A 22,491-nucleotide genomic window follows, 5' to 3' on the forward strand; every position below is an offset into this window, starting at 1 on the left:
TCTGCAAGAACTCTCGGGGCCGCTACCCAACTACATCAAGTTCTTCTTGCCGATTTCATGCTGCGAAAGTTGATTAGTAAACTTTTCAATGAACTTTTGCTGCAATATAAACTGTTGCACTCGTATAGAAATTATAGTAAGGGCCATTATTCCACACTATACTGCTTGGATCTGATATTGCAGTGTTTTGCGAAGGTTGTTCACCATGTTTTTCTGACCACAAACCATTACTATTCTGTAACATAAAATGATAGTCAACAAGGTCGCCACCCATACCCAGGTAATCAGGAAGATCAACTTTGCCGTTACCATTTGTATCAACCCAGCCAATGCGTAAAGCAATTCTATGTTCATCACTATTAACAGCTGCAGTTCTACTTGAGAGTATTCTCCAACCTGATTTGAAATAAAGAGGATTAGTATTTCCATCCTGTATAACTTGATTTGCGGTATAATTGACATTTGTATAGTATTGCGCATCACCTTGATTGGATACGCCGTCACCGTCTCCAGGGTTAATCCAATACGGATATTTTGTTGCATAGGCATAGCAGTTCACTCCACTACTATTTTCGGCTTGGTATGACCATGCATGACCATAGGCGGATACCAAGGCGGCAAAAGATTCGTTTGGGACTTCAAATTCGGGTTGAATTGATTCTGGTGCAAGCAATCTATCTCTAATAATATTCGGGTTCACAGTGGGTCTAGAGCTTGATGTTTCTCTCACATCTCTAACGGTCATAACATTACCCTGAGAGTCAACAATAATTGTATCATCCCCATTCCATTCTCCTACCCATGACTTACCTCCATCCAACGTTTGGACTTCTTTCAAATTACTTTTGTCGATTGGAGCTGCTAATATAGTAGATGCAAAAGCTAGGTTTAATAAAAATGTACATGCAACTGCAATCTTGATAATTTTTCTCATAAATAACAATCCCTCCTTGTTTCAAGGAAATTATATCTAAAAAAGGAGACTGTTGCACATGAAAAATATCACCATATATAAAAATAGTGTTTAACTTGACTCTTTCAAATCGAATCGAACAGCATAGCCAAAAACCCCCGGAAAAGCGCAAACCTGCGCCCTTTCCGGGGGTTTTACTATATGCTCTTAAATACTCGACTTATTGCGGAAGTAGTTCTGCAGGAACTCCTTAGCCCGCTCGGATTTCGGATGATTGAACACCTCGTCCGGCGTTCCCTCCTCGACAATCTTGCCCTTGTCCAAGAAAAGCACCTTATTCGCTACTTCATATACAAAGCTCATCTCATGCGAGACGAGAATCATCGTCTGACCTGTGGCGGCGGTCTTCTTGATTGTCTGCAGCACCTCGCCCACCAGCTCGGGGTCAAGCGCTGAGGTCGGCTCGTCCAGCAGCAACAGCTTCGGATTCATCGCGAGCGCGCGGGCAATGCCCACCCGCTGCTGCTGACCGCCGGACAGATGCTTCGGATAATAATTAGCACGGTCAGCAAGACCTACCTGCTCCAACTGCTCCTGTGCAATCTGCGCGGCCTCGCGGTCGTTCATCCGCTTCACAATCCTCAGGCCTTCCTTCACATTATCCAGCGCCGTCCGATGCTGGAACAGATTGAATTGCTGGAACACCATCGCTGTCTGCTTCCGCAGCTCCAGCCGCTGCTTGTTCGTAATCGTGCTGAAATCGACCTTGAAGCCTTCTAGATCCAGCGTGCCTTGGTCCGCCTGCTCCAGACAATTGAGCGAACGCAGGAAGGTAGACTTGCCCGCACCGGACGAACCGATGATGGCCACAACATCCCCTTTGTTAATCTCAACGGAGAGATCGTCCAGAATCAGATTACCGTGAAAAGACTTGGATAAATGGCTTACCTTAATCATCAGATCTCTCTCCTTCCCCAAGAGAACCAGCCGCGGTTCATAGCACCGGCAGCGGAATCTGGAATGGAGAACCTTTTCTCCAGAAACCGGAGAAGCTGCTCAATCAGAATCGTCATGACCCAGTAGATGATAGCCAGCGCGAGATACACCTCGAAGAAGCGGAAATTGCTGCCCGAGATAATTTTCCCCTTGGCCGTCATTTCAATCACTCCCGCAACGAAGGCCAGGGAGGTCCCCTTGAGCAGTCCGATCAGGGCATTGCCCAGCGGCGGAATTGCCACCACCAGCGCCTGCGGAACGATGACTCTTCTCAGCACCTGAAGATACGTCATCCCCAGGGATTCAGCGGCCTCGATCTGGCCCTTATTCACCGACTGCAGCGCCGCACGGATCGTCTCCGAGTTGTACGCCGCTTCATTAAATGCGAAGGTGACCAGCACGAAGATCATCGCCGGAATGGCATTGATATTATAATCCGTCCCGTACTGCTGATTAATGAATTTGAGTAACAACGGAATTCCGTTATAAGTCAGATACAGCTGCACAATGATCGGCGTTCCACGAATGAACGAGATGAACAGTGTGACTAGCTGGCTTAGCACGGGAATTCGGCGCATACGGATAATGGCGAACAGCAGGGCAAACACAAGGCCGACGATCATCGAGATGACCGTAATCTGCAGACTCACAGGAAGGACCTCTAACAGGCGAGGAATCGCTGAGAACACCGCGTTGATATCAAAAATCTCTCCCATACCGATTGACTTCCTTCCACGTTCAATTTACAGGGCGACGCTCTAACACGGTCTGACGGTCAACCGTCTGCCCTCATAGATAATTTCAGTATGATACCGTTCGTTGCTTACCGCATTCAGCCGCTCCACCAGGGAAGCCGCCGCTTCATCCGAAGCCAGTACCGGAAGCCCGCGCTTCGTCACTGTCTCATGGGTCAGTCTGAGATCAATCGGAATCAGCTCATAACTGAACCGCTTGTCCTCTACACTCAGATCGAACATGACCAGGAAGTTCTCCGAGAACTTGCGGTCGCTGTAGAAGCCCTGCCAGTTCCCTTCGCTGTCCTTGGTTCTGTTCTTGTGCAGGGTAGATGGAGCTTCATTCTCGGCATACCCGTAGGCGGTAAACATCTCCGGAGATACAATCGACTCTCCTGCTTCGAACTCCATGAACAGACTGCCTATGTTATAAAAAATGGGTTGCCCCTTGTACAGCTCCACCCCTCTGGTGAAGTGGGCACCATGTCCGAAGACACAGCTCGCCCCGGCATCCACCGCACCCCGCGCGAAGGTCTCAATGAACTCTGCCGGATAATCGGAGTACCAGTTCTCATTCTCCCCTTCATGCGTATGCAGGCTGACAAAAACATAATCACTGCGCTCCGCCGCATCCTGGATGCTGCGGTAGATTTCCTGCTGATCCTGCTCATGCGCTGCCGTCTTGACGCGGGACTGTTCCCCCTTCTCGAAGGTTAAATAGCCTTCAAACAGCGAGCCGAATTCATAGTGGTTCTCCGACTTGCTTTTATATGTCTCAATCCGCTTGCCTTCCTCCATACTGGAGGCGATGCCGATGCGTTCACTGATCTCCTTCAAGGTGCTGAAGTCCTGATCATTCACGACATACGTGCGCGACCAGCGGAGCGGGTTGACGCCCGGACGTGCCGGAACGCCATTTCCCGGGTTCGAGGCTGCGAACACTTCGCTTCTCGTCACATCGATGGTGATGATCGCAATTCGCCCGTCTGGCGTATCCACGAACACCGGCTTGCGCGCTTCATGCAGGCTCATGCCCACGCCAAGCGGGGTCAGACCACGGGCTTCCGCCTCTTCGATCGTGTCCACAAGACCTTGGGTCCCGTAGTCCCCCGTATGATTATTCGCAAAGCTCACATAACGGATATTAAGCTTCCCGAATTCGTCCAGCGCCTTGGGGCGCACACTGGTCTGGTAGCCGCGCCCTGCCGCCGGAGCGGTATTCAGACGCGGAGTCACGAACTCTGCATTGGTAAAAGCTTCATCGGCCCCTTGCAAAAGAGCCAGCAGCTCCGGGTCCATCGTCTTATATAAATTACTGCTGGAGAATAATGCATCTCCCGAGACTAGAAATTTCATGCGATCACCTTCCTCCGGTTACTCCATTAGCTCTTTTTTAGGCAAATAGTCGCCGCCAAGCTGCTCTTGGCTAATCTTCAGCAGGGTGCCGTCTGCATACATTTCCTTGATTCTCTTGTTCACGGTATCCAGCAGGGTGCTGTCCGCAGACTTGGAGAGCAGAATATAAGATCCTGGATCACTATTCTCTGTAGAGAACGCAACCACCTTCAGGTTGGTGAAACCATGTTCCTTAATAGCCTTCTCGGCAGAGACACGGGAAATGATGCGCACATCGTACTTGCCGGCTTCAATACCTTCGAACTGCTTCACGAAATTCTCGTCGGTATAGATAATCTCTGCTTTGGCATCCGGGTTCGCTTCATTATAATTCTCCAGCAGGGTGGCACCGGAGTTGCCTACTTCTGTTACGGCTTTATAGTCCTTCAGGTCTTCTACCGCCTTAAGGGTATTATCGTCCTTGCGGACTACGAATACATTCGCATTCTCAATAATCGGGAGAGAGAAATTGTACTTGCCGCGTCTCTCGGGGTTGGAGCTGAAATTGTTCGCCCCCAGCTGGAAGCGTCCATTATCCAGGCCGGTCAGAATCCCTTCGAATTCAATAGCCTGCACCTCTAGCTTATATTCCGGAAGGTCTTTGAAAATCGCCTTCATTACTTCCACATCGTAACCTGTCAACTGCCCGTCCTTCTCGTAGCTAAAAGGGTTGCTTACCCCACTCGTTGCAGCAACGATAGTCTTCGTACCTGTTCCCGCGCCGTTTGTCTCAGCGGAGCCTGCGTTATTCTTTGTTGCATTACCGCAGCCTGCAATAACCAATCCGAGTAGTACAATCAGAACGCCTGGCACAAATTTCTTCTTCATTATAACTTCCCCCTCGTCTAGTAAAAGCTCTCTCTTGTTGTCCTATGATGTCCAACTTATCATAGTCATTTAGTCTGGAATTATTATGTCATGGGGTATACACGGTGTCAAGGTGAACGGGCAAAGGATTTGGCGAATCCTGACGAACGAAGTCGATTGGGAGGCTGGGGTGGGCATGGATCTAATTCATTAAAAGCCGTACTCTTCCGGCCAACTCCTCCGCCTCTGCCTCGGTACACGAGTTCTGCTGGGAAATCAGTGCAACCCCTTTGGCGCTGTGGCTCAATCGCGGAATGAAGTGGGCATGGAAATGGGGAACCCCATCCACCATGATGACGGTATAGACTCGTTCAGCCCCCGCCACCTGCTTAAGCGCCGATATTAATTTTTTCACCACAATCCCGTAAGAACCCGCTTCATCCTCAGTCATCTCAGCGAAATCGAGCAGATGCCGTTTCGACTCCAGCACCAGTTGCCCTGGCACGGACTGCTCCGCAGGAAAATGACATACCTTCCAGTGCTCATCTTCATATATATATCCCCCAGGCGGCTGGGGAGTATTCCCCAGCTGCTTCTCACAAATGAAACAAATAGTCATGCAGATCGCCTCTTTCTGCTAGGATAGCTAGTTAACTGCTCACGTTCATTAAATGCGGTGCACTAATGCGCTTACCCCATTTACTCCTAACTCTCTGGCTCCTAAGAAGACCGCACCATTCTCTTCCGGCGCGCCGGAACCTTAACGTCCTGGTCCAGCAGCTTTCCCCAGTTGCCGGGATTGGTCAGGTCGGGAATGCGCTGCTCCAGAATGGCCTGATATTGAAGGGCCTTCTCTTCCAGATGGGCAACGCGCTGCTTGGCCTCTTCCAGCTGAAGGAGTGCCGCTTCCCTGTATTCCATCATCATGGCAAAACGCTGTGCAATCGTCGAATCCCCTTCGAGGCAGAGATCGACATAGGTTTTGATGCTTTCAATGGGGAGGCCGGTCTGCTTGAGGCACCTAATCCCGTACAACCAGTTGATCGATTCGTCATCGAACAGCCGGATGTTATTCTTATCACGCTGAATGCTTGGTACCAGACCTTTATCCGTATAAAAGCGTACAGCATGCTCAGTAAGTCCAGTCATAGCGGCAGCTTCTTTGACAGTATACATAATATGCCTCCCTGAAAATAATAATAAGCCCTGCTTGACTTCGTGTTACACGAAGGCGATAGGCTTATTGTATAGCAAATCGGCAGCCAGCGGAATCCCCGCAGAGGTGCCTGCTGTCCGGACCTGTTATCCGGGAAATCTGGCCGGTTGCCATTACACTAAATATACCTTAGGAGGACAAGACCATGCAGACTGTAACCTTAAATAATGGAGTGACTATGCCGATCCTCGGCTTCGGTGTCTATCAGATTCCAGATGCTGAAGAATGTGAGAATGCAGTGTATGAGGCACTTAAGGCACGCTATCGCCTGATCGATACTGCTGCCGGTTACCTGAATGAAGAGGCGGTCGGCCGCGCCATCAAGCGCAGCGGTGTACCTCGTGAAGAGCTGTTCATCACCACTAAGCTATGGATTCAAGATGCCGGATATGAGAGTGCCAAGCTCGCGTTCGCCAAGTCCCTGAAGAAGCTGCAGCTGGATTACTTGGATCTGTACCTCATTCACCAGCCGTTCGGCGATTATTACGGAGCATGGCGTGCGATGGAAGAACTGTACCGTGAAGGCAAAATCCGGGCAATCGGGGTCAGCAACTTCATGCCAGACCGCCTGATGGACCTCATCGTCCACAACGAGATTGTGCCTGCCGTCAATCAGGTGGAGACACATCCGTTCCTTCAGCAGACGAATAACGCTCCTTTTATGAAGGAACAGGGTGTGCAGATTCAGTCCTGGGGACCGTTCGCTGAAGGGCGTAACAACCTGTTCAGCAACGAAATGCTGACCGGGATAGCCGCTGCGCACAATAAATCCGTCGCGCAGGTTGTTCTGCGCTGGCTTATCCAGCGTGATATCGTGGCGATTCCGAAGTCTGTGCGTACAGAGCGGATTGCCGAGAACTTTGATATTTTTGATTTTGCGCTAAGTGCAGAGGATATGGCTCAGATTGCTACGCTCGACACAGGCGAGAGCCTGTTCTTCTCCCACCAGGACCCGGAAATCGCCAAGCGGCTGGGCAACTGGAGGGTTGAGCTGTAAAAGCTCCGTCATATCTCAGCAGCACAAGGCCCATGCATAGTCGCATGGGCCTCTTGTCTATGGCATACCTGCCTAATACATTTCATAGATAAGCTCAGGATCAAGCTCTCCCTCAGGGTCAAATGCTGCATAGATGCAGAGCCTGCCAGCAGGTGCATCCCCGGCATCATAGCCGATGCGGAAGGAATAATCTTCAGTGAATATTAACTCGGCCAGCTCTAGCTCATTCACATCTTCATCCGGATGGGCCTCGGCAATCTGTTGCAATACAAGGTCAAGCAGCTTGTCCAATTCACCCCATACCTTTTGAATCCGAGAGGTTAAATGCTCCGCTTCAGTCTTGGTCTTTACCTCCGCTGTCACAGGAAGCTCATGGCCCGAATAGGAAAGAATTGCGCTATAGCAAGTGAAGGTAGTGTCATAGAGCAAGGTTCCTACCCCCTCCACCTCATGATCAGGCTGGGTGATGAGATTATTGGCATAATCCAGCTCCACAAGCTGCGGATTATGGCTCGTATCCAGTACCGTCAGTTTGTTCTCAGAACAATAGAGCTTGGTCAACTTAACATTATGGCTGAGGTCCAGACCCGTAACATGATTATTGAAGCAGCGCAGACTCGTAAGTCTGGGATGATTGCTAGTCTCCAGGCGGGTCAGATGATTATGATTGCAGCGGATTTCCACAAGTTCCTTACACTCTGCGATATTCAGAGTAATGATATAATTGCTGCTGCAATCGAGCTGCTCCAATGCTGTATTGTGCTCAAGGTTAAGTTCATGCAGCGAGTTATAGCAACATTGGAGTAACGTGAGTCCGGGATTACTCCTTAAGTCCAATGTGGATATCATATTCTCCTGACACTCCAGCTTCTCCAGCTTCGTGTTCCGGCTGAGGTCCAGGGTACGGAGGCTGTTCCTGCTGCAATCCAGCTCCTGAAGGGCTGTAAAATGTTCAATCCCTTGAAGGCTTGAGATTCCCCGGCCTCCCAGGTTTAATGTGGTCACTGAGTCTATGTCACTCTTACGTATCGATTCACGTTCACCGCAGAAGTTCTCCTTTACAAACTCCCGGAAACGTTCATCTGCGAAATCAAGGCTAATCTCAAATTGCATGGTTCTCCCCCTCCCGGATCGTTGGAATTATTCTACCATACCCTGGAGAATGGATCACTTCGGATGAAGTCGCCTCCATCATTAGGCATCTGTTATTCTGTTATAATGAAGGAAATCTATAGATGCTGGAAGATGCAGTGATGACTATGGGACACTGTCGAACCGAAAACGGAGGGGTTAACGGATGAACAATGAGCATCCTCAGACTTGGCTGGCATATGATGATCCACTGGCAGTATTGGCGGTGCAGGCGATTCGTACCGGCAATGTGCCGGGATTGACACAATTACTGGCTGGAAACCCGGGGCTCGCTAAAGCCCGGATTGTTGGGGCTGAAGAGGGGCGTGCAAGTAACGAAGGGACCGGGAGCGGGGAGACTGGCGATGCCGGGATTACAGAGACTGTCGGCGAGGACATTAGTAACACTGGGGCTAGTAACGAAGGCAATGGTAATGCTAATAGTGGCGACGTTGGGACAAGAGCAAACAGCGAGAACACAGGCGGCGGCACTGATCGAGGGATGTCACGTACACTGCTGCATATTGCTACCGACTGGCCGGGGCATTATCCCAATAATGCAGCGGTTGTAACGGCGCTGATAGAAGCTGGGGCAGACGCGAATGCCCAGTTCGGCGGACCGCACAGCGAGACGCCGCTGCACTGGGCAGCAAGCTGCGATGACATCGAGGTGCTGGACCTTCTACTTGACGCCGGCGCTGACATTGAGGCCTCGGGCGCCGTCATCGCTGGCGGGACCCCGTTGGACGATGCCGTGGCATTCGCACAGTGGCGGGCAGCGCAGCGGCTGGTGGAGCGCGGGGCCAATTCAGCGCTCTGGCATGCGGCGGCGCTCGGGCTGCTTGATAGGATGGAAGCCCACTTCGCCGGATACTTGCTCTCCCGCCGCTTCCCTTGGGGCGCAAGCTCCGGTTCAACAGCACCGGACGAGGTAAATGTTGCGTTCTGGTGCGCCTGCCACGGCGGACAACGCGCCGCCGCCGAATACCTGCTCGGCCAGGGAGCCGAGCTAAGCTGGCCCTCCCCATGGGACGGCCTCACTCCCCTGGACGCCGCTCTGCGCAGCCATGCTGCTGAACTAGCAGCATGGCTGGAGGGGCTGGGCGCTCAGTCCGCACATCAGTAAGTAGCGCTGGGCGGACTGAGGGCACTAATGCTCTTCATTTCCTCATATCGCCCGCTTTCAGCAAAATCAGGTGCACTAGTGCTCCTCATTTCAGCATATCGCCCGCTTTCAGCAAAATCAGGTGCACTAGTGCTCCTCATTTCAGCATATCACCCGCTTTCGGCGGAATCAGGTGCACTAGTGCTCTTCATTTCCTCATATCACCCGCTTTCGGCGGAATCAGGTGCACTAGTGCTCCTCATTTCAGCATATCACCCGCTTTCGGCGGAATCAGGTGCACTAGTGCTCTTCATTTCCTCATATCACCCGCTTTCGGCGGAATCAGGTGCACTAGTGCTCTTCGGTTCCTCATTCTGCCCACTTTCACCTTCACCAAAGGGATTTATCCTTCTCATTCCCTCATTCTGCCCACTTTCACCCTCACCAAAGGGATTTATCCCTCTCATTTACTCATCCTGCCCACCTCCACCCTCACCAAAGGGATTTATCCCTCTCATTTACTCATTTACTCCTCTACTCCTCTCGCCCCCATACCCGCCCTTATACAGCACGGCGGTTCCACAACGAAACAGGACCAGCCCAAGGCCGGTCCTGTGTTCATTGTCGCCGGAAGCTTCGACTAGACAGCTTCATAAATAGCATCATCCCAAAGCTCCGGCACATTAGTCATACCTGCTGTGCAAACCGCAGGTTCCTACTTCCCGCCTTCCGCAGCCTGCGACAGCTTGCTCACGATCTGGTCGATCGGGTTCGAGAACAGCGCGTACAGAATGGCGGCGTTCTCCTTTTTGCTCAGTGCGGCTGTGGACTTGTAGTCCACGGCGCCCTTGGCATCCGGCTTGAAGTCTGGTCCGTACAGGCCCAGGGCAACGGCCATCTTCACGGCCGGAACGGCCCATTTATCTGTAGTACCGGATAGCTTCACGTTCTGGAACACTTTATCCGGGTATTGCTTATTGTATACTCTCCATATCATGACCGCAGCCTCCTGGCGGGAGATCACCCGGTCCGGCTGGAATTCTCCGCTTGCTGTTCCTTCAATCATTCCCAGCTCAACTGCCTGCTGAATGAAAGCGGCATCGGGATGGCCCTGCAGATCCGGGAAGGCCAGCTTCTCAGTCGAACTTCCCTTGAGTCCGCTGCTCTCCATCATCAGCCGCACATACTGGGCGCGCGTAATGCCCGCCTCAGGCTGGAAGCTCAGCGTGGCATCATTCGTCAGATACCCCAGCGATTGGAGCATCTGAACCGGAGCTGCATAAGGATGGCTTGCGGGAACATCGGCATAACCGACGCCATCCGGCCCCTTTTGCCCGTAGCTGAACGGATTGAGGTAAGGCTCCTTCATATAAGCGCTTTGTCCGTCTGCCTCCAGAGCAAAGCCCGTTAACTTACCGGTCAGCTCATCCGTGAACAGATTATCATCTACCTGGATCAGCTTGCGGGAACCCAGAAAAGTATCGTTAATCATTAGCGCACCATTCTGCACAGAGACTGTAGACACCAGACTCTTCATACGGAGATCCGCATAGTAGCCAGTGAATGCCTTCAGCGCTTCAGCACTCTTCGGCTTGTAGGCATCCAGCTTCACCGGAGAGGCATATTGCGGGAAGAATGTCTGGATAAAGGCCGGATAGAACTGCTCCCGCAGTGCACTCTGCTGATTATAGGCAATGAACACCCCGGTGTTCTGCTCGGGGATTAGAACCATATACGTGCTGAACCCGACTAAATCACCAGCCTTGGTAATGATCTTGGAGCTGCTGCCGGCTCCCGGAAGCTGAATAGGCGCTTCAAAGCCGTAGGTGGTATTCGGCAGCAAAGGATGAATCTCGGAGCGGTATTCCTCCATAGATTGTACTGTGTCTTCCTTAAGAATACGGGTATTGTCAACCGCACCCCCGTTCAGAAAAGCCGTCATGAACCTCCCAACATCATCGCCAGTAGACAGCATGCCGCCTTGAGGCATCACGGTTGGCGTCACATTGTACAGATCGACCTCTTTGCCAGTAGCATCATAAGCAGTAGCAAGATTGTCCTTCAGCTTACCTTCCAGCAGGAAGCCGCTTGAATCCATCTTCAGCGGGGCGAATACATGCTGCTGCATATAATCCTCATACGGCATGCCGCTGGCCTTCTCTACCACCAGACCGAGCAGCATCGAAGCGAAGTTGTCATACATGTAAGAGGTGCCCGGCTTGCGCACCACCGGCGGCATATGCTTCACCACATATTCCTCAATCGACACCTTGGTGGTGAAATCCTGATTGAAATCCTCCGGCATCGGGTCCTGGATACGGAAGCCGGTTGTGTGAGTCAACAGATCCGCAACCGTTACCGGAACGCCGAAGGGATTGTCGAAGGCCAGCTTGCCGGTATAGGTTTGAAAATCCGCCTTCAAATCGAGCTTCCCCTGCTCCACGAGCTGCATGGCAGCAGTGGCGGTGAAGGTTTTGGAGACGGAGGCCAGGCGAAAGACGGTCTTGTCTGGGTCTACCTTGCTTGCGGCAGCCTTGTCTGCATATCCGAAGCCTTCCTTCACTACGGTCTTGCCGTCCTTAACAACTACCACAACAGCACCGGCAAGCTGTGCCTGCACCTCCTTCGAGCTGAAGAACGGCTTAAGGAAGGCATCCACATTCTCAGTAGTCAGCGGCTTGCCCGTTACAGCCGCTGCAGCCGGAGCGGCCGAAGAAGCAGGGGGAACAGCGGCGGCATGGACAGCCGGAGCCGTCAGTGTCAGCACCAGGGTAGCCGCAAGTACGGTTCTTGTCCAAAAGGCAGAGCGGCGGCGCAATAATGACAAATTCATTCAATTCACTCCATTTCCATAGAATATAGGCATAGAAGTAATACGCCTTATCCTGGGAATTGGTTCAACTAATTCCGCAATACCTCTTCCATCTTCTTCAGCTTTCTGTAAATCACCGACCGGTCCACACTCAACCGCTTGGCCGCTTCTGTACCATTTCCGGAGCAGTCTTTAAGCACTTTTTTGATATAATGGCCCTCCGCTATGGCAGTGAAATCCTTCAGGGTAGAGAGCTGCTGCTTATTCTTCTCGATAAAATGGTCCAGGGAGAACCAGTCGTAGGCCGGCTCCTCTTCCTGCGGACTCAGGGCCACATGCTCGGTTACGACCAGTCTCTCGATGTAATTCCTTAATTCTCTCACGTTCCCATGCCAGGGCTCGTTCAGCATCTTGTCGAACTCTTCGGCACTGAGCACATATTTCTTGCCGTACATCTTATTGAAGCTGGCGATGAAGCTGGAGATTAACCCTACCAGGTCCAGCTTGCGGTTGCGCAGCGGCGGAATATAAATCGGAATCACATTGATCCGGTAATACAGATCTTCGCGGAATAGCCCCTTCTTGACCAGACTCCACAGATCCCGGTTGGTGGCTGCGATCACACGGCAATGGACCGGAATATTCATAATTCCGCCTACGCGTCTCACTTCATTATTTTCAAGCACACGCAATAACTTGGCCTGCATCTCCATCGGCAGATCGGCAATCTCATCAAGGAACAGTACGCCGCCGCTCGCAATTTCAATCATACCGGCCTTGACCTCCGTCTGGCCCTCAAGCACGCCCTTCTCGTACCCGAACAATTCGTATTCAAATAGAGCCGGAGCAATCGCAGCGCAGTTAATCGGAATGAACGGACCCTTCCACTTCTCGCTCTTCAGATGGATGTACTTGGCAATGACTTCCTTGCCCGTCCCGGATTCGCCGTAGATCAGCACCTTACTGTCATAAGACGCAATCTGGTTGCAGACCTTAATAATCTGCTTCATCGCCAGACTCTCGGCCACGATGCCCTTCTTCTTCTCCGCTGCCATACCGCCTAACTGCTTATGGATCTGCTGGGCGACAGGCACATTGGCTTCATAATAGTTCTGCTCCTGGCTGAATTCGTTGGAGGTGGTAACGACCAGCTGAACCTCCCCGTCCTTGTCCAGAATGGGAATCGCCGACGAGAAGACATGGAAGCCTCTGGAGGTATTGACGGTCCGGGATACCTTCTGCTTGGTCGCAATAGCCTCCATAGTAATGGAATGAGTGTAATAACCCGCCTTGACCAGATCCTGAACGTTCGCCTTAAGCAGCTCCTCCAGATGGATGCCGATGGTTAGTGCGGTGAATTCATTGGAGATTAGGATATTTCCGTTCTGATCGGTAACAAATAACGTAGACGGATATTCTTCCACGAACTCGTCGATTGAGGGTTTATGGGTGTTTTTGTTTTTTTTGGTCACATTCATCAGTCCTAACCCTTGATATGAACGCTTACATTCCGGCTAGACAAAAAGCCAAACAGCATCATTAGATCAATGATACCATTTGGCTGGTGCGGAGCAAACTTTAATCAGGCATGTGCTACAGCTTCGAAGGTTACTTTGCCCATCTTGTCCATGACTTCCTGCGCTTCAGCGAACATAGTGGTGATCATCTCTTCCACGGTAGTAATCTTGTTCACCATCCCGCAGATCTGTCCAGCCATCACGGAGCCGGTATCGGTATCCCCTTCAAATACAGCTCTGCGCAGCGAGCCCAGGCTTAAGCTCTCCAGCTCTTCACGCGATGCCTTCTCATTCTCCATTCTGAGGAATTCGGCAATCATACTGTTCTTAATGCTTCTTACCGGACCGCCCAAGCTGCGGCCAGTTACAGTTGTGCTGGTATCATCGGCGTTGATGACTGCCAGCTTGAAGTTCTCATGTGTCGGGCATTCCACAGTCGCGAGGAACCGGGTTCCAACCTGAACACCTTGAGCTCCGAGTGCAAAAGCAGCGGCAATCCCGCGTCCATCGGCAATTCCGCCGGCCCCGATTACCGGAATCGATACCGCGCTGGCAACTTGCGGCAGCAAGGCCATCGTCGTAGTTTCACCTACATGTCCGCCAGCTTCCGTTCCTTCAGCCACAATCGCATCGACACCGAGCGCTTCCATTTTCTTGGCGATTTTGACGGAAGGGACTACCGGAATTACGATAATGCCATGTTCCTTCAGAATCGGCATATAAGGAGCGGGGGTGCCTGCGCCTGTGGTTACGATCTTCACGCCTTCTTCAATAATAACCTGGATCAGCTCAGGGATATTGTTCATCATCAGCATCAGGTTGACAGCAAACGGCTTATCGGTGCTTGCTTTGGCCTTGCGGATCTCGTCACGGAGACGGTCGGCGGTGAAGCCGCCGGAGCCGATAATTCCCAGCCCGCCCGCATTGGACACAGCGCCTACCAGTGGAGACACGGCAATCTGAGCCATACCGCCCTGGAAAATTGGATATTTAATTCCTAACAGTTGTGTAAACGACATTATAATTACCTCCATATATTAATTAATGTTGTTTATATGAACTTCCGGCCATTTCTTAAGCCGCCTTAGCCACTTCTGGCTCAGCCTTCTGCTTCTCCATCGCTTTGTAGACGAAGGTTAAGGCGAAGCCGACCAGGGAGATGACCAGCGCGATGTAAAAAGCATTCGTGAAGTTGCCGTCATTGGCTGCCGCTACACTACCGGCAATTCTCGGTCCGAAGAACGCGGCTCCCGAGTAGCCGATGAAGGTGACACCGTAGTTCACGCCGTAATATTTCATCCCGAACTTCTCACCGACAATGGACGGGAAGATGCCCATTGTTCCGCCGAAGCATAAGCCGATTCCGGCAATGGCGACAGCAAATCCGGCGACAGAAGACGATAAAGCAATTGTGAGCATCATAGCTGCAATGACCAGATAGATCATGAGCAGGCATTTCACGCGGCCGATTCTATCGGACACTGCGCCCCAGAACACACGGCCCAGGCAGTTGCTCAGCGAGTACAAGCTTACGTAGAGCGCTGCGGCGGCTGCGGTTAAGCCAAACATTTTTTGACCGATTACAGAAGCATTCGCGGTTACCATCATACCAGACAGGGCACCGATCAGGAACAGGCAGGCAATCACATAGAATAACGGCTTCTTGATCATCTCATTCCATGGTACATTCACAGAAGCCTTGGCTGCTCCGGTTACCGGAGGGGTCCAGCCTTCAGGAGCATAGCCGGCCGGGGCGGGTTTGACGAGCAACCCAAGCCCTAGAATAATCACCAGGAAAGCAACACCCAGTGTAATTAAGGCAGACTGTACGCCATTGCTGGTGATCAGCGCATTAGCGATAGGAGCGATAGCAATGGTGCCGCCGCCATATCCGGCGGTAACGATCCCCGCTGCCAGACCTCTTTTATCCGGAAAGAGCTTCACGCTGTTCCCGATGGTCGAGGAATACACGATTCCCTGGCCAATCCCGGTAATAACACCATAAGTGATATACAGCATCCAAGGTGCAGTAGCCAGACCCGAGAGAATGAAACCAATTCCGAACATCGCACCGCCGATGAAGACCGCCTTCTTGGCTCCTCCTTTATCCACCAGCTTACCGCCTAGGATCATTGGAATCGGGGAAATCGCTGCATTAATGGTAAAAGCAATCATAATATCCGGCATGCTCACGCTGAAAACCTTCGTTAATGGAAGTGCGAAAATACTAAAAGCATAAATGGCGCCTACACAGATATTAATGATCGTTGAGGCAATCAAGATCCTCCAGCGGTTCAACTCTACGTTCATGGTATCATCCCTTTTTTAGTTAGTTTATAAGTTCAGCTTAAGGTACTTACATTGACTATACTTCTTGCAAAACCCGGTTCTTATCGGCGATAATCGACTTCAGCATGCCCCAGTTCTCTTGGAACATAGCCGCGTCCATCTCCTTCAGGTCCGGTGAAATTACGGGCTTGAAGTCCATCTGATCCAGAATCTCTGTCTGCAAGTCGATGCCTGGTGCGATTTCGGTTAAGGTCATTTTACCGTTCAGCAGTTCAAAGACGGCGCGTTCCGTAACATACACAACCGGCTGTTGAACCTTGGCGGCATAAGATCCGCTGAAGGTGATCTGCTGTACCTTTGAGATGAATTTCTTGGCTTTGCCCTCTTGAATGATGTGCAGCTTGCCGTTCTCTACCTTAATCTGCAGCCCGCCCGCTGTAAAAGTACCCGCGAACACCAGCTTTTTCGCCGCTTGAGAGATATTGATGAATCCGCCGCAGCCCGCAACCCGTGTGCCGAATTTGCTGACATTCACGTTCCCCGACTCATCCGTCTGGGCCAGACCAAGGACCGACAGGTCAATGCCGCCGCCGTCATAGAAATCGAATTGGGCATCATGATCTACAATCGCCTCTGAGTTGTACGCATGGCCGAAGTCCTTCAGACCTGCGGGAACCCCGCCGATCGAGCCTGCCTCTGTCGTCAGAATCAGCTGGTCGTCCACGCCCTCTTCAGCAGCGATGTTCGCTACATTCACCGGGATGCCGACACCGAGATTCAGAATGGTATTCGGCTGAAGCTCTACGGCTGTGCGGCGGGAGATGATTTTGCGTTCATCCAGCGGCAGGATTTCAATCGAATCTACCGGTACTTTGACATGGCCCGAGAACGCCGGATTATACTGCGTATTCTCGGTCTGGTAATGATTCTCCGGGGTGGACACGACGAGGTAATCTACCAGAATGCCCGGAACCTTCACATCCTTGGGATTCAAGGTTCCATTCTTGGCCACGGTCTCTACCTGAGCGATCACGATACCGCCAGAGTTGCGGACGGCCTGGGCGATCGGCAGAACCTCCATGTGCAGGCCTTCTTTTTCAAGGGTGAGGTTACCATTCTCGTCAGCTACGGTTCCACGGATCAGGGCGATCTGAATCGGGAAGGTCTTGTAGAACAGCCACTCTTCGCCTTCTAGTTCAATCACCTTCACAATGTCTTCCTTCGTAGAAGGTGACATCTTGCCGCCCTCAACACGGGGATCGACGAAGGTCTCCATGCCTACCTTGGTAATCACACCTGGACGCTTGGCAGCAATCTCGCGGTAGAGCTGGGTAATGACCCCTTGCGGCAGGTTGTAGGCTTCGCATTTATCCTCTTCAATCAGCTTGGCCAATCCCGGGGAAGCGATGGCGATACCACCAATCCAGCGTTTGATGAGGCCTTCATGCCCCAGGTGGCTCATGCCCTTATCGCGGCGGTTGCCGACGGCGCTGGCATGCATCACGGTCAGATTCTTCGGTTGTCCGGTCTGCACGAAGCGCTCTTCAATGGCGATCCCCATCTCTTCTGCCCAGCAGGATAATCCGAATCCGCTCGCTGCTACTGTGTCCCCGTCCTTGATGAGTTCCGCTGCTTTGGCGGCTGAAATTACTTTTGTCATTTCATCTGCTCCTCTTTATGTGAATTATTTCACTACACTTGTCAAAAAAAATGATGGCCCTTCTGTGTGTCTCATTCTTGCTGATTTGCGAGACTGAATTTCTTTGTGAAAGTTTTCTCAAGGCCATCGTAATACAGAATATATGACCGGTCAATAGCTCCAAAATGCCTTGAATTCAAGGCATTTTTCTGTTGTTTTTTTGCGACTGGCTTGGCGGATTGGGCAGATTGTTGGGCAGCTGTTCTCTTAAAATTCAAGCCTATTAAGGGTCGAACTCAAAGCTTCGTCGTCGCTGCGGTGAACATTTGGACTTCCGGCCGCTGCCCGCCACCAGATTTCTTGATTTGTACCGCTAATAGCGGTTGAAATCCGGTGACAGCTGATGCTGTAGATAGCTAGCTTTCCTACGGAAAGCTTTCAGGCGGTCGCTTCCGCTCCTACAGTTCCAAATTTCCCCTCCGCTTCTTTTTGCTTTTCGTTAATATCTTTAGTGCTTCTTATACATACCGGAATACTGCTCCCAATCTGGGTTATATTTTCTGCATTCCGGCAGGACCCGCCAGTCGCAAAATAACCACACTGTTTTCTCCAGCCAGGTTGGATGGATATTAAATCCAGCGCTCCAAGGCATATCCTGTCCGGCGGATCAGTCAAAGGGTCAGAGATAAGACTTCAAGACATTTTAGCGCGGCCAAAAAAAATAAATTATTTTTCTTACGGGGGGTGCATTGCATATTTGCAACAGCCGATCAGGGCAAAACCGGTCAAGTAGAAACGGCTTCGCTGTCCTTTTAAAGGACGGTACCGTTTCAGCGAGAAATATAAGGATAAGTTATCGTCTGAAACATATAAGTTCTTATATTTTCAAAAATGAGCGGAAGGGTTGGACACTATCCCTTGTATATGTTATATTCTGGACAATTTTAGCTAGAGGGGGAACGCTGTCATGACGCATTCCGTCAAACAGGCAATTGTTCAGGGAGAAACGTCGCTTGGGATTGAGTTCGGGTCCACACGAATCAAGGCTGTGCTGATCGATCACCATTTTGAAACGATCGCCTCCGGCACCTATGAATGGGAGAATCAATTCACTAAGGGTTACTGGACTTACGATCTCAGGGAGGTAGTTCAAGGTCTGCAAGCAGCCTACCAGCAATTACAGCAAGCGGTTCAGCAGACCTATGGCGTCACTCTGCAAACCGTCGGCTCCATAGGCTGCTCGGCCATGATGCAGGGATATATTGCGCTGGACCAAGCGGGAGAGCTGCTCGTTCCATTCCGTACCTGGCGCAATGCTACAACAAGCGCTGCTGCTGCGGAGCTAAGCGGGACATTCCAGTTCAAAATTCCAGAGCGCTGGAGTATCGCCCACTTGTATCAGGCTATTTTGAACGGTGAAGAGCATGTGGCCAGAATAGATTATCTTACGACACTATCGGGTTACGTTCACTTGCTGCTAACCGGCTGCAGGGCTCTCGGAATCGGGGATGCCTCCGGGATGTTCCCCATCGATGAAGCAACGAAGCAGTACAATGAAGTTATGGTGAAGCAGTTCACGACTCTAATTGCCGGGAGAGGCTATCCTTGGAAGCTGCAAGATATCCTGCCTACAGTGTATACAGCCGGTATGAATGCAGGAAAGCTCAGTGAAGCAGGTGCCCGGCTGATCGACCCGTCAGGCCGTTTGCAGGCCGGTATCCCGCTATGTCCGCCGGAGGGCGATGCCGGAACAGGTATGGTGGCTACAGGCAGTGTCAGGAAACGAACTGGCAATATTTCTGTAGGGACGTCGGTCTTTGCTATGTTTGTGCTGGAGCAGAATCTAAGTGCGGTCCACCCTGAGATTGATATCGTGAATACACCGGAAGGCAGCCCGGTTGCTATGGTACTTGCCAATAACTGCTCCAGCGACCTGAATGCCTGGGTCGGCTTGTTCCGTGAATTCTATGAGGCCATGGGCCTTACGCCAGACATGGACCAGTTATTCAGCGTCCTGCTGAACCAGGCACTGGAAGCAGATGCGGATGGCGGCGGCTTGCTGAGCTACGGTTACTATTCAGGCGAGAACATCACCGGACTTGCTGAGGGACGTCCGCTATTCGTCCGTTCGCCGCAGAGCCGCTTCACTCTGGCTAACTTCATGAGAGTGCATCTGTATAGCGCCTTCGCTGCGTTAAGGCTCGGAATGGAGATTCTGACCGGGCAGGAACGGGTAACTATTGACCGTATTTCAGCGCATGGCGGATTGTTCCGCACCCCGCAGGTTGGCCAGCGGATCTGTGCTGCAGCACTCAATGTTCCGGTCTCAGTCCTGTCTACGGCTGGTGAAGGCGGCGCATGGGGAATAGCTATTCTGGCCTCTTATATGATGCATAAGGAGCCGAACGAGAGCCTGGCGGATTACTTGACCTCTAAGGTGTTCTGTAACATGGAAGGACAGGAGGTAGCGCCTAACCCTACTGATGTGGAGGGCTTTGCCCTTTATATGGAGCGTTACACCGGGGGTCTGCCCATCGAACAGGCGGCGGTAGATCATTTACTGGAGAACCGGAAGAAAGGAGACTTCTTCATATGAAAATAAAAAAGAACAAGCTCATAGGAGCGCTAGCCTCCCTGTTACTGGTAGCCTCCGCCCCTTCGGCCTATGCTGAAGCGCTGGATGCCAAGACACTGCTGAAGCAAAAGTTCCCGGGGGAAACGGTACGGTTGCTGAAGACCGCAGACCTGAATAACGATCAGAAGAAGGAGAGCTTCCTGCTCACAGAGTCGGGCAATCTGTATCTGGTGAACTCCAAGGGTGTAGTTGTATTAATTGATAAGCAGATTATGGAGTTCGGAGAGGATGAAGCGGATATGCAAATCTTCGCTGTCTCTCCAACGGAGAAGCAACTGGCGGTTACCGTGGATTATCTGCCCTCGAATACCCAAGTCTCGGTCTACCGCCTGAACTATGGCACTCTGACCAAGAAGCTTCAGTTCATGGGGGATCAGGGAGCCGAGATCGATAAGAAGGGGCGCCTGCACCAATACTGGAAGGACTTCAAGGACGAGGGCGGCGGCTGGGATCTGGCAGAGGGGATCTTCACCTGGGATGCCAAGGCAGGTAATTACAGAGCTACTGGCAATTACGTCTTGCAGTAGTATAAAAAGCAGCCATCCTCCCGGTAGCGGTGGATGGCTGCTTTTGCCTCACAAATACACAAACGGCTCCCTGGCATCCACGAAGGTAACCGGAACCCCGTCCACCAGCGGCGCCAGCCACTGCGCCATATACTTCATGCCCCATTCCTCGGAGCGCTCGTGACCGATCACGATCATCGCCTTGTTCATGCCCAGCATCGCAGCGTCATTGATGTAAGCACATAAGGTCCACTCGGTAATGTCGCCGCAGACCATCACATCCAGGTTCTTCTCCTGCATCAGCTCCATCGGCATCTGCTCCCGGCCCAGTCCCAGGCTGCCGCCGCCGACAAGAATGCCGATACGGGAGCAGGGCGCTTCCGGGTTGCCGACAATCTGAATCACCTTCATACCCAGCCGCTGCTTCAGGAAGCCGGCCAGCTCGCCCACGGTAGTCTCCTCGATCAGATATCCCCAGGCGTCCTTGTCGTCCAGCTTCTTATCCGCCCAATCCAGCTCCTTCAGCAGGCCGTCATAGATCCGGTCCGTATCCGCCAGATGCATATGGTCATGGAAGCGCCAGATCGTAATGCCGTGCTCCTCGATCAGCTTTTTTTTCGCCAGATATACCGGGTCCATCTGCAGCCAGTCCAGCGTATCGTTGCCGGTATAGTAGGTCGGCTCATGAGTGATAATCAGGTTGGCGCGAGCAGCAATAGCTTCCTTGATGACCTCCACCGTCGCCATGAACGTTGTGACAATCCCCGTGACCTCCATCTCTTCACTGCCGCTCGCCAGCACATCGCAGGTCTGCTCCAGCCTCCGTCCCCCGCAGCAATCGAGCAGAATCCGGTCAATCACCTCTTGCACTTTCATACGCTCATCTCCTTTCATATTTAGCCTTTGACAGCTCCGATAACCACGCCGCGGGTCAGGTACTTCTGCATGAACGGCAGGACGAACAGCACCGGCACAATACCCAGCACCGCCATCGCCATCCGCACCGCTGTACTTGGCAGCGATACTGTGTCGGCTCCGAGCACACTCCCGGCCTGGCCGGAATTGAGGAACTGGATGTTGCTCATAAGCTGCATCAGCAGATTCTGAATACCGTACAATTGCGGCTTAGATACAAAATATAACGCATTGATCCAGTCATTCCAATAGGCCAGGCCCATGAACATCCCGACCGTTGCCATGACCGGCATGGACAGCGGAAGCATGATGCGGAAGAAGGTCCGCAGCTCCGAGGCACCGTCGATCTGGGCGGCTTCGATAATTTCCAGCGGCACATTATTCTTGAAGTAGTTACGGACCAGCAGGACGTTGAACCCGTTCGCCAGCAGATTGGGCAGGATCAGCGCCCACAGTGTGTTTTTGATATGGAAATACTGGGTCCACATGATGTACGAAGGCACAATCCCCCCGCTGAACAGCATGGTGAAAAACACGACAAAGGCCAGCGTATTATGATATTTGAAATCAGACCGCGACATCGGATAAGCCAGCATGCTTGTTATAAGCAGTCCAATCGCGGTTCCAAGGATCGTCACCAGAAAGGAAACCCCGTATGCTCTGATGAAAATATACGCCGAGGACTTAATATACCGGTACGCCTCCAGGCTGGTATGCTCCGGGAAGAAGCTATAACCGTTGCGGATCAGGGCCGTCTCCTCAGTGAACGAAGCAATTACAATCAGCAGGAAGGGCAAAAAAGCAAAAACCGTCAGCAGGATCATCACGACCGCAGAAAATACCGTAAACGCCCGTTCTCCTCTTGTTTGGATCATCTGAATTTC

Annotated in this window: 19 protein-coding genes; 4 read left to right on the forward strand and 15 right to left on the reverse strand. The window is 51.8% G+C overall.

All coding sequences use genetic code 11. The features are described from left to right. Nucleotides 1–85: 85 nt before the first annotated feature. The 7 genes from MKZ07_RS13690 to MKZ07_RS13720 all read right to left on the reverse strand — a co-directional run bounded on the left by MKZ07_RS13690 (nt 86) and on the right by MKZ07_RS13720 (nt 6,021). Nucleotides 86–934: a hypothetical protein gene (locus MKZ07_RS13690; protein ID WP_143804199.1), complete on the reverse strand. Its 849-nt coding sequence runs from the start codon at nt 932–934 to the stop codon at nt 86–88. Nucleotides 935–1,120: 186 nt separating this feature from the next. Further along, nucleotides 1,121–1,870 carry an amino acid ABC transporter ATP-binding protein gene (locus tag MKZ07_RS13695; protein WP_341026148.1) on the reverse strand — a complete coding sequence of 250 codons (750 nt, stop codon included), beginning with the start codon at nt 1,868–1,870 and terminating at the stop codon, nt 1,121–1,123. After that, nucleotides 1,870–2,625, reverse strand: coding sequence for an amino acid ABC transporter permease (locus tag MKZ07_RS13700; RefSeq protein ID WP_036699639.1), 756 nt, complete (start codon nt 2,623–2,625; stop codon nt 1,870–1,872). Before MKZ07_RS13700 ends, MKZ07_RS13695 begins: the two co-directional genes overlap by 1 nt. Nucleotides 2,626–2,667: 42 nt before the next feature. Continuing rightward, nucleotides 2,668–3,999, reverse strand: a complete 1,332-nt coding sequence (locus MKZ07_RS13705) for a CapA family protein (protein WP_076154316.1) — start codon at nt 3,997–3,999, stop codon at nt 2,668–2,670. 18 nt (nt 4,000–4,017) lie between these two features. Next, entirely contained in the window at nt 4,018–4,866 is an 849-nt protein-coding gene (locus tag MKZ07_RS13710; protein ID WP_341026150.1) for a transporter substrate-binding domain-containing protein, read from the reverse strand. A 181-nt stretch (nt 4,867–5,047) separates the two neighbouring features. Then, a complete protein-coding gene (locus tag MKZ07_RS13715; protein ID WP_051493969.1) occupies nt 5,048–5,464 on the reverse strand; it encodes an HIT family protein in 417 nt (138 codons plus the stop codon). Between the two features lie 101 nt (nt 5,465–5,565). Beyond that, nucleotides 5,566–6,021, reverse strand: a complete 456-nt coding sequence (locus MKZ07_RS13720) for a MerR family transcriptional regulator (RefSeq protein ID WP_076154314.1) — start codon at nt 6,019–6,021, stop codon at nt 5,566–5,568. A 185-nt stretch (nt 6,022–6,206) separates the two neighbouring features. Here MKZ07_RS13720 and MKZ07_RS13725 point away from each other — a divergent pair, with 185 nt between their 5' ends. Beyond that, nucleotides 6,207–7,058 (forward strand): aldo/keto reductase, encoded by an 852-nt coding sequence (locus MKZ07_RS13725; RefSeq protein WP_036699646.1) that lies wholly within the window; start codon nt 6,207–6,209, stop codon nt 7,056–7,058. Nucleotides 7,059–7,130: 72 nt separating this feature from the next. Here the strand turns inward: MKZ07_RS13725 and MKZ07_RS13730 are convergent, their stop codons facing one another. Further along, the gene (locus tag MKZ07_RS13730; RefSeq protein WP_036699649.1) at nt 7,131–8,171 is read right to left on the reverse strand and encodes a leucine-rich repeat domain-containing protein; all 1,041 of its coding nucleotides are present in this window, start codon (nt 8,169–8,171) and stop codon (nt 7,131–7,133) included. A 184-nt stretch (nt 8,172–8,355) separates the two neighbouring features. Here MKZ07_RS13730 and MKZ07_RS13735 point away from each other — a divergent pair, with 184 nt between their 5' ends. After that, nucleotides 8,356–9,315: an ankyrin repeat domain-containing protein gene (locus MKZ07_RS13735; protein ID WP_036699652.1), complete on the forward strand. Its 960-nt coding sequence runs from the start codon at nt 8,356–8,358 to the stop codon at nt 9,313–9,315. Between the two features lie 694 nt (nt 9,316–10,009). Here MKZ07_RS13735 and MKZ07_RS13740 read toward each other — a convergent pair. The 5 genes from MKZ07_RS13740 to MKZ07_RS13760 form a co-directional block, all read right to left on the reverse strand. Further along, nucleotides 10,010–12,127, reverse strand: coding sequence for a serine hydrolase (locus MKZ07_RS13740; RefSeq protein ID WP_341026153.1), 2,118 nt, complete (start codon nt 12,125–12,127; stop codon nt 10,010–10,012). A 68-nt stretch (nt 12,128–12,195) separates the two neighbouring features. Next, nucleotides 12,196–13,584, reverse strand: coding sequence for a sigma-54 interaction domain-containing protein (locus MKZ07_RS13745; RefSeq protein ID WP_341026154.1), 1,389 nt, complete (start codon nt 13,582–13,584; stop codon nt 12,196–12,198). A gap of 104 nt (nt 13,585–13,688) precedes the next feature. Then, a complete protein-coding gene (locus MKZ07_RS13750) occupies nt 13,689–14,642 on the reverse strand; it encodes a DUF561 domain-containing protein (protein ID WP_036699450.1) in 954 nt (317 codons plus the stop codon). A gap of 55 nt (nt 14,643–14,697) precedes the next feature. Then, the gene (locus tag MKZ07_RS13755) at nt 14,698–15,933 is read right to left on the reverse strand and encodes an L-lactate MFS transporter (RefSeq protein WP_036699448.1); all 1,236 of its coding nucleotides are present in this window, start codon (nt 15,931–15,933) and stop codon (nt 14,698–14,700) included. Between the two features lie 55 nt (nt 15,934–15,988). Then, entirely contained in the window at nt 15,989–17,572 is a 1,584-nt protein-coding gene (locus MKZ07_RS13760) for an acyl CoA:acetate/3-ketoacid CoA transferase (RefSeq protein WP_036699446.1), read from the reverse strand. 946 nt (nt 17,573–18,518) lie between these two features. Here MKZ07_RS13760 and MKZ07_RS13765 point away from each other — a divergent pair. Both MKZ07_RS13765 and MKZ07_RS13770 read left to right on the forward strand, forming a co-directional pair. Continuing rightward, nucleotides 18,519–20,147 (forward strand): xylulokinase, encoded by a 1,629-nt coding sequence (locus tag MKZ07_RS13765; protein WP_341026156.1) that lies wholly within the window; start codon nt 18,519–18,521, stop codon nt 20,145–20,147. Then, a complete protein-coding gene (locus MKZ07_RS13770; protein WP_341026158.1) occupies nt 20,144–20,713 on the forward strand; it encodes a hypothetical protein in 570 nt (189 codons plus the stop codon). The genes MKZ07_RS13765 and MKZ07_RS13770 overlap by 4 nt, the downstream gene beginning before the upstream one ends. Before the next feature lie 48 nt (nt 20,714–20,761). On the opposite strand, the gene MKZ07_RS13775 is transcribed toward MKZ07_RS13770, so the two are convergent. Together MKZ07_RS13775 and MKZ07_RS13780 are read right to left on the reverse strand one after the other, a co-directional pair. Continuing rightward, complete coding sequence (locus MKZ07_RS13775) at nt 20,762–21,568, reverse strand: Nif3-like dinuclear metal center hexameric protein (RefSeq protein WP_341026160.1); 807 nt, start codon at nt 21,566–21,568, stop codon at nt 20,762–20,764. A 20-nt stretch (nt 21,569–21,588) separates the two neighbouring features. Further along, the gene (locus tag MKZ07_RS13780) at nt 21,589–22,482 is read right to left on the reverse strand and encodes a carbohydrate ABC transporter permease (protein WP_036699441.1); all 894 of its coding nucleotides are present in this window, start codon (nt 22,480–22,482) and stop codon (nt 21,589–21,591) included. Nucleotides 22,483–22,491 lie beyond the last annotated feature (9 nt).

Origin of the sequence: Paenibacillus sp. FSL P4-0338 (assembly GCF_038002365.1) — a bacterium.
In the GTDB taxonomy this organism is placed as follows: Bacteria; Bacillota; Bacilli; order Paenibacillales; family Paenibacillaceae; genus Paenibacillus_AQ.

What these genes read in the sequence shown, in the direction of transcription:
- MKZ07_RS13690 (WP_143804199.1), bottom strand. Translation starts at nt 934, where the DNA reads ATGAGAAAAATTATCAAGATTGCAGTTGCATGTACATTTTTATTAAAC.
- MKZ07_RS13695 (WP_341026148.1), bottom strand. Translation starts at nt 1,870, where the DNA reads ATGATTAAGGTAAGCCATTTATCCAAGTCTTTTCACGGTAATCTGATT.
- MKZ07_RS13710 (WP_341026150.1), bottom strand. Translation starts at nt 4,866, where the DNA reads ATGAAGAAGAAATTTGTGCCAGGCGTTCTGATTGTACTACTCGGATTG.
- MKZ07_RS13775 (WP_341026160.1), bottom strand. Translation starts at nt 21,568, where the DNA reads ATGAAAGTGCAAGAGGTGATTGACCGGATTCTGCTCGATTGCTGCGGG.
- MKZ07_RS13750 (WP_036699450.1), bottom strand. Translation starts at nt 14,642, where the DNA reads ATGTCGTTTACACAACTGTTAGGAATTAAATATCCAATTTTCCAGGGC.
- MKZ07_RS13700 (WP_036699639.1), bottom strand. Translation starts at nt 2,625, where the DNA reads ATGGGAGAGATTTTTGATATCAACGCGGTGTTCTCAGCGATTCCTCGC.
- MKZ07_RS13780 (WP_036699441.1), bottom strand. Translation starts at nt 22,482, where the DNA reads ATGATCCAAACAAGAGGAGAACGGGCGTTTACGGTATTTTCTGCGGTC.
- MKZ07_RS13730 (WP_036699649.1), bottom strand. Translation starts at nt 8,171, where the DNA reads ATGCAATTTGAGATTAGCCTTGATTTCGCAGATGAACGTTTCCGGGAG.
- MKZ07_RS13755 (WP_036699448.1), bottom strand. Translation starts at nt 15,933, where the DNA reads ATGAACGTAGAGTTGAACCGCTGGAGGATCTTGATTGCCTCAACGATC.
- MKZ07_RS13715 (WP_051493969.1), bottom strand. Translation starts at nt 5,464, where the DNA reads ATGACTATTTGTTTCATTTGTGAGAAGCAGCTGGGGAATACTCCCCAG.
- MKZ07_RS13705 (WP_076154316.1), bottom strand. Translation starts at nt 3,999, where the DNA reads ATGAAATTTCTAGTCTCGGGAGATGCATTATTCTCCAGCAGTAATTTA.
- MKZ07_RS13725 (WP_036699646.1), top strand. Translation starts at nt 6,207, where the DNA reads ATGCAGACTGTAACCTTAAATAATGGAGTGACTATGCCGATCCTCGGC.
- MKZ07_RS13735 (WP_036699652.1), top strand. Translation starts at nt 8,356, where the DNA reads ATGAACAATGAGCATCCTCAGACTTGGCTGGCATATGATGATCCACTG.
- MKZ07_RS13770 (WP_341026158.1), top strand. Translation starts at nt 20,144, where the DNA reads ATGAAAATAAAAAAGAACAAGCTCATAGGAGCGCTAGCCTCCCTGTTA.
- MKZ07_RS13740 (WP_341026153.1), bottom strand. Translation starts at nt 12,127, where the DNA reads ATGAATTTGTCATTATTGCGCCGCCGCTCTGCCTTTTGGACAAGAACC.
- MKZ07_RS13765 (WP_341026156.1), top strand. Translation starts at nt 18,519, where the DNA reads ATGACGCATTCCGTCAAACAGGCAATTGTTCAGGGAGAAACGTCGCTT.
- MKZ07_RS13720 (WP_076154314.1), bottom strand. Translation starts at nt 6,021, where the DNA reads ATGTATACTGTCAAAGAAGCTGCCGCTATGACTGGACTTACTGAGCAT.
- MKZ07_RS13745 (WP_341026154.1), bottom strand. Translation starts at nt 13,584, where the DNA reads ATGAATGTGACCAAAAAAAACAAAAACACCCATAAACCCTCAATCGAC.
- MKZ07_RS13760 (WP_036699446.1), bottom strand. Translation starts at nt 17,572, where the DNA reads ATGACAAAAGTAATTTCAGCCGCCAAAGCAGCGGAACTCATCAAGGAC.